6 protein-coding genes and 1 pseudogene are annotated in these 6,269 nt (G+C 63.0%); 4 read left to right on the forward strand and 3 right to left on the reverse strand.

Features of this window, described 5'->3' with window-relative positions:
- A pseudogene (locus tag EN969_RS35995) lies at window positions 1-163 on the reverse strand (STAS/SEC14 domain-containing protein); the annotation flags it as partial.
- A 134-nt stretch (window positions 164-297) separates the two neighbouring features.
- On the opposite strand from EN969_RS35995, the gene EN969_RS12790 reads away from it, so the two are divergent.
- Window positions 298-1,038, forward strand: coding sequence for a pyridoxine 5'-phosphate synthase (locus EN969_RS12790; protein ID WP_063168262.1), 741 nt, complete (start codon window positions 298-300; stop codon window positions 1,036-1,038).
- 104 nt (window positions 1,039-1,142) lie between these two features.
- A complete protein-coding gene (locus EN969_RS12795; protein ID WP_063168261.1) occupies window positions 1,143-3,062 on the forward strand; it encodes a potassium transporter Kup in 1,920 nt (639 codons plus the stop codon).
- A 185-nt stretch (window positions 3,063-3,247) separates the two neighbouring features.
- Here the strand turns inward: EN969_RS12795 and EN969_RS12800 are convergent, their stop codons facing one another.
- Window positions 3,248-4,141 (reverse strand): SDR family oxidoreductase, encoded by an 894-nt coding sequence (locus EN969_RS12800; RefSeq protein ID WP_063168260.1) that lies wholly within the window; start codon window positions 4,139-4,141, stop codon window positions 3,248-3,250.
- A gap of 135 nt (window positions 4,142-4,276) precedes the next feature.
- Here EN969_RS12800 and EN969_RS12805 point away from each other — a divergent pair, with 135 nt between their 5' ends.
- Window positions 4,277-4,687: a helix-turn-helix domain-containing protein gene (locus tag EN969_RS12805; protein ID WP_063168259.1), complete on the forward strand. Its 411-nt coding sequence runs from the start codon at window positions 4,277-4,279 to the stop codon at window positions 4,685-4,687.
- Window positions 4,688-4,731: 44 nt separating this feature from the next.
- Window positions 4,732-6,027, forward strand: a complete 1,296-nt coding sequence (locus EN969_RS12810; protein ID WP_082826476.1) for an NAD(P)/FAD-dependent oxidoreductase — start codon at window positions 4,732-4,734, stop codon at window positions 6,025-6,027.
- Here EN969_RS12810 and EN969_RS36000 read toward each other — a convergent pair.
- Window positions 5,975-6,269, reverse strand: a 295-nt coding sequence (locus tag EN969_RS36000) for a glutathione S-transferase domain-containing protein (RefSeq protein WP_245467436.1), incomplete at its 5' end; no start/stop codon positions are given. The genes EN969_RS12810 and EN969_RS36000 overlap by 53 nt on opposite strands.

The raw sequence follows: 6,269 nt of genomic DNA on the forward strand, positions 1-6,269 counted from the left end.
CCAGCACATCGACGCGCGGATGCAGGGCGTAGGCTGCCTCCAGCAATCCGAAAAGATTTTCACCATCGGCCGCGGAAACGTGCCCGACGACATCGATGGCGAAAAGGTCGTCACGGCTGGTCTCGATACGGCGGATTGCCGGCACCTCATCAAGAAAATTCATCGGCGCTACCTTTCCCCGCTGGTTCATCAGGCTTGGAACACCCGAAACCCCCAGTCTGTTCCCACCAAAGGCATTACTGTTCCCGTCAAAGGCATTATAGGTGGGCGCGTCTAACGATTTCCGAGGCCACCCGCATGCCTGCAAAGCTCTCCGTCAACCTCAATGCCATCGCCATGCTGCGCAACCGGCGCGACCTGCCGTGGCCAAGCGTCACCGGCCTCGGCCGCATTGCGCTGGCGGCCGGAGCGCACGGGCTGACAGTGCATCCACGCCCCGACGAGCGGCACACAAGACTCTCCGATGTGCCTGAGATCCGGTCGCTGATCGACGACGAGTTTCCGGGCGCGGAATTCAACATCGAGGGCTATCCGACCGAGGATTTCCTGCTGCTTGTGGAAAAGCATCAGCCTGAACAGGTGACCTTGGTGCCGGACGATCCGGCCCAGGCGACATCGGACCATGGCTGGAACTTCGCAACCCAGGCCGCGTTCCTCACACCAATCGTCAAGCGCCTGAAGAAGGGGGGCTTTCGCGTGTCGCTGTTTTCCGATCCGGATCCCGATTGGGTGGCGGCCGCGCGCGACACCGGCGCCGACCGCATCGAGCTCTATACAGGTCCATATGGCAGCTATCACACAGATTCCGCCAAAGCCGCCAAAGAGCTGGAAAGGCTGGGAAAAACCGCTGACGCCGCGCTTGCCGCCGGGCTGCAGGTCAATGCCGGGCACGATCTGGTGGTCGGCAACCTGCCGGCGCTGGTCAAGCGCATTCCGGCATTGGCCGAAGTGTCGATCGGACATGGGTTGACAGCCGACGCGTTGGAGTATGGCATGGCCGGTACGGTGGGTCGGTTCCTCAAGGCCTGCGGATGGTAGCGATGGGCAGCCTCGCATGGCAGGCATGGCAGCCATTACGCGACGGCACTTGATATTGCATCGCAGCAAGCGTAGAGCACCGCGCGCTTATCGGAGTGTCGTCCATGGCCCTTACCAATACTGGTAGTGAGGCAGAACCCGTCGAACAATCGAGCCATTCGGAAGTCGAACAGCACAGCACCAAGGTTCTGATGCTGGGCGCGCTCGGTGTCGTCTATGGGGATATCGGCACCAGTCCGATCTACGCCTTTCGCGAGGCGCTGGTGGCATCTTCCGGCGGACAGGTGGCCGACCGCGGTGACATCCTCGGCGTTTTGTCGCTGATCATCTGGTCGCTGACCATCATCGTCACCATCAAATACATCATGTTCGTGCTGCGGGCGAACAACCGCGGCGAGGGCGGCGTGCTGTCGCTGATGGCGCTGGCGCGCGGCAGTTTCCCCAAGCGCTCGGCGCTGATGCTCGGCATCGGCATCGTCGGGGCGTCGCTTTTCTTCGGCGACGCCGTCATCACGCCGGCGATTTCGGTGCTGTCGGCGGTCGAAGGCATGAACGTCGTCACGCCGACCTTCCAGCCTTATGTCGTGCCGCTGACACTGGTCATTCTCGCCATAGTGTTCGCGGTGCAACGTTTCGGCACGGGCGGCGTGGGATTGGTCTTCGGTCCCGTGACGGCGGTGTGGTTCCTGGCGATCGGCCTTTCCGGCCTCAACCACATCATCGCCGATCCGGAAATCCTGTGGGCGATCAGCCCGCACTACATCGTCGCCTTCCTGATCAATTCGCCCGATGTCGCTTTCGTCACCATCGGCGCCATCTTCCTCGCGGTCACCGGCGCGGAAGCGCTCTATGCCGATCTCGGCCATTTCGGCCGCAAGCCGATCGTGCTCGCCTGGCTGTGGGTCGTGTTTCCGTGCCTGCTGCTCAATTATGCCGGGCAGGGCGCTTTCGTGCTGGCCAAGAACGGCGTCGTCGGCCATCCGTTCTTCGAAATGAATGAAGGCTGGACGCTGATCCCGATGGTCGTGCTGGCGACCGCCGCCACGGTCATCGCCAGCCAGGCGGTGATCTCGGGCGCCTTCTCGTTGACCAGGCAGGCGGTGCAGCTCAACATGCTGCCGCGCCTGGAAATTCTGCATACGTCGGAGAAACAGTCCGGCCAGATCTACATGCCGCGCGTCAACCTGCTGCTGGCGCTGGTGGTGATGATGCTGGTGGTGGGCTTCGGCGAGTCCAGCAGGCTGGCATCGGCCTACGGCATCTCGGTGACCGGCAACATGCTGGTGACCACGGTGCTGTTGTTTGTGGTCATGACGCGGATCTGGAAATGGAAGCTGTGGCTGGCGGTCTCGCTGACGGCGCTGTTCGGCTTCATCGACGTCGGTTTCTTTGCCTCCAACATCGTCAAGGTGTTTGAGGGCGGCTGGGCATCGCTGGCCGTTGCCTTCACCATCGTGCTGGCCATGTGGACCTGGGTGCGCGGCAGCCGCTATCTGTTCGACAAGACCCGCCGCAACGAGATCCCGCTCGATTTCCTCGCCGGCAATCTGTTGAAGAAGAAGCCGCAGCTGGTGTCAGGCACCGCCGTGTTCCTGACCAGCGATCCGCTCAGCGCGCCAACCGCACTGATGCACAGCCTGAAGCACTACAAGGTGCTGCATGAGCAGAACGTCATCCTTTCAGTGGTGACCGCGCCGCAGCCGGTGGTGCCCGACAGCGACCGGGTCAAAATGGAGACGGTCAACGAGCTGTTCATGCGGGTAACGCTGACCTTCGGCTACATGGAGCAGCCCAACATCCCGCGCGCGCTGGCGATCTGCCGCAAGCAGGGCTGGAAATTCGACATCATGACGACTTCGTTCTTCCTGTCGCGGCGTTCGCTCAAGGCCTCGCCCAATTCCGGCATGCCGGTGTGGCAGGACCGGCTGTTCATCGGCCTGGCGCGCACGGCGGCCGACGCGACGGAGTATTTCCAAATCCCGACCGGGCGCGTGGTGGAGATCGGCACTCAGGTGGCCATCTAGGACATGCCGATATTCAGGTGAGGCCGGCCTGCGAACGGCAGGTTCCTGCGCTTCCGGTACTCACGGACCAAGTGTCCGCTCCGTTCCGGTTCTCGGAACCCACATTCTCGGTCCAGCCTGACCTGAATCTCGACATGTCCTGGCGAATGAGCTGTGTCTTGCGGCACAGTCCATGTCACTCCGCTTCAACCGGCCAGCGCGGCCTTGTTCGCCTCGAGGAACTGCTTCAGCGTTTTTGGCTTGCGGCCGGAAAGCGTCTCGATCGCGTCGGTCACCATGGCGATGCGGCCGGAGCGCGTGTTGACGTCGAAGGACACGATGACTTCAGCAAAATCCTCGGGAACGCCGGATGCCTTTACCCCTTCGGTGAGCGCTTCATCCGGAACCTGCACGACATCGAGCGACTTGCCGGTGACCTCGCTTACCAGGGCGGCAATCTCTGCCGTGGTGTAGGCGTGCGGACCGGTCAAGGTGTAGGTCTTGCTTTCGTTTGAAGCGCCAGCGAGGCTGGCGGCGATCGCCGCTGCCATGTCGTCGCGCGCACCGTGGGCAATGCGCCCGTCGCCGGCCGACGTGTACCATTTTCCCGAGGCGATCGCGTGCGGCAGGGCCATGAACAGGTTCTCCTGGTACCAGCCGTTGCGGAAGATCGTGTAGGGGATGCCGCTCGCCTTGATCGCCTGCTCGGTGCTGTAGTGGTCATCGGCAAACAGGACCGGCGATACCGGCTCCGGATTGGGCATCGAGGTGTAGAGCAGATGCGAAATGCCGGCGTTTTTGGCCGCGGCGACGGCATTTTCGTGCTGCTTCAGGCGCCTGCCGCTTTTGAGATCGAGATCGCCGGTCGAAATAATCAGCACCTTGTCGGCGCCTTTGAATGCGGTTTCCAGCGATGCCGCGTCGTTGAAGTCGGCGGCCCTGACAACGACGCCGCGCAGCGCCAGATCGGCCACGCTTTCCGGATTGCGTGTGGCGGCGATGATGTTTGCCGGTGGAACTTTGTGCTTGTCCAGGAGATATTGGATGACGCCGTGGCCGAGCTGGCCGGAAGCGCCGGTGACGAGAAGGGTTTCGCTCATGGAAGGTCCTGACATTGCGCCGCTAAGGCGGTTCGAGTGGCAGTCTCAAAAAGAGACCAGCACTAAAATAGGAATTGACCTGGTGCCGTAAAGAAGGCAGTTTTTCGGGAGGTAGGCACACGCAGGGAACCAGCCATGGACGGCAAGGTCATCAATCTGAAATCGAAGTTGGAGGTCTATAAGGCCATCTCAGGCGGCGGCAATATTGCCAATTGTCCGGTTCGCGAGGTCATTCAAGGGGTGAGCGGCAAATGGAGATCGCTGCTGATGATGGCGCTGGCTGAAAAACCCTATCGCTTCGGTGAGTTGCGGCGCCTTGTGCCCGACATTTCGCAACGCATGCTGACCCAGACGCTGTACGATCTTCTGCGCGATGGCTATGTGCATCGTGAGGTGTTCCCGACCAAACCACCAAGCGTCGAATACAGCCTGACCGATCTCGGGCGCTCTATGTTCGGCGCCTTTCATCAATTGATTCTGTGGGCCGAACTCAACCATGATGCGGTGCGCGCAGCGCGCGCCGATTTTGATGCGTCCCAGGCTTGAACGGCCGCCAAGGCCCAGGCTTGAACGACCGCTAAAGCCCCACGGTGCGGCTTGATTTCGCCGGGCTGCTGAAGGATTGTCCCGGCCAGTTCGGCTTTGGGGGCATTGGCATTTCCTACGACATCGCAATAGCAGGCGCCGGGCCGGCGGGACTGGCCATGGCGCTCTATCTCAAGCGCGCCGGGCATCGGGTCACGGTCTTTGAACGCTTCGATGAGCCGAAGCCGGTCGGCTCCGGGCTGATCCTGCAGCCGACAGGGCTGACGGTGCTGGCCGATCTTGGCCTGCTCGACGACATGCTGGCGCTGGGCAGCCGCATCGACCGCCTGCATGGCGCCGATGCCACCACAGGCCGTACCGTGCTCGATGTCCGCTACGATGCGCAGCGCGGTGGCCGCTTCGGGCTGGCGGTGCACCGGGCGGCCTTGTTCGGCGTGCTCTTCCGCGCCGCCCAACGCGAAGCGATCGCCATCGAAACCGGCGTCGAGATCGAGGCCTTGGAGACGGGCGAACGGACGACGCTGATCTGCGGCAACGGACGAAGGGCGGGGCCGTTCGACCTCGTCATCGACGCCAGCGGTTCGCGCTCGAAACTGCGCGGCGCAAGCGCTGCAGGCGAGCCACGACCGCTCACCTATGGCGCGTTCTGGGCCTCGCTTGGCTGGCGCGGCGACGGTTTCGATGAGCGCGCGCTGCTGCAACGCTACGACAGAGCGAGCGTGATGATCGGCGTGCTGCCGATCGGCCGGCCGCAGCCGGGCGCTGAAAAGATGGCGGCCTTCTTCTGGAGCCTGAAGCCGTCGGACGCCGATGAGGTGCGCGTCCGGGGCCTGGATGCCTGGAAGGAGAGGGTGATCCGGCTGTGGCCGCAGAGCGAGGCGTATGTCAGCCAGATCGACAGTTTCGACCAGCTCTCGCTGGCGCGCTATGGCCACCACACGATGAAGCGGCCGGTTGGGCGGCGGCTGGCCATCATCGGCGACGCGGCGCACTCGACCAGCCCGCAGCTCGGGCAAGGGGCCAATATGGCGCTGCTCGACGCCGCGGCGCTCAGCCATGCGCTGGCGCGGACGGACAGTGTCGAAGCGGCACTTGAAGCCTATGCGAGGGCGCGGCGCTGGCATGTCCGCATCTTCCAGGCGCTGTCGCTGGCGTTCACGCCGTTCTACCAGTCGGATTCGGTGGCGCTGCCCTTCATCCGCGACAGGCTGGTGGCGACGGTGGCAAAAATCCCGCCGGCGCCGCAGTTTCTCGCCTCGATGGTGGCCGGCACCGTAATCGATCCGTTCAAGCGGATAGGACTGGTCGAAGCGCGGTGGCCGGATCGTTTTGGCCAATGAGGCTCGAAAGGTACGATCCCTTTGCCCGCAGGAAGGCATGCAGGCGCTGCGGGTAGTCCGGCGCCACGGCTTGCCTGATCGACGGGCGTTCACTCAACGCCCGGCGCCATGCGCGGACGAGGGGCTTTCGGTCAAGAATGCCGAAATCACCGATCCGGTCGAAGACATCGAGATAGCGGAAGACCGGACCGTAAACGGCGTCGACCAGCGAGAAGTGCTTGCTGGCGAACCAGGGGCCGCCA

The organism is Mesorhizobium sp. M7A.F.Ca.CA.003.01.2.1, from assembly GCF_003998945.1.
GTDB lineage: Bacteria > Pseudomonadota > Alphaproteobacteria > Rhizobiales > Rhizobiaceae > Mesorhizobium > Mesorhizobium ciceri.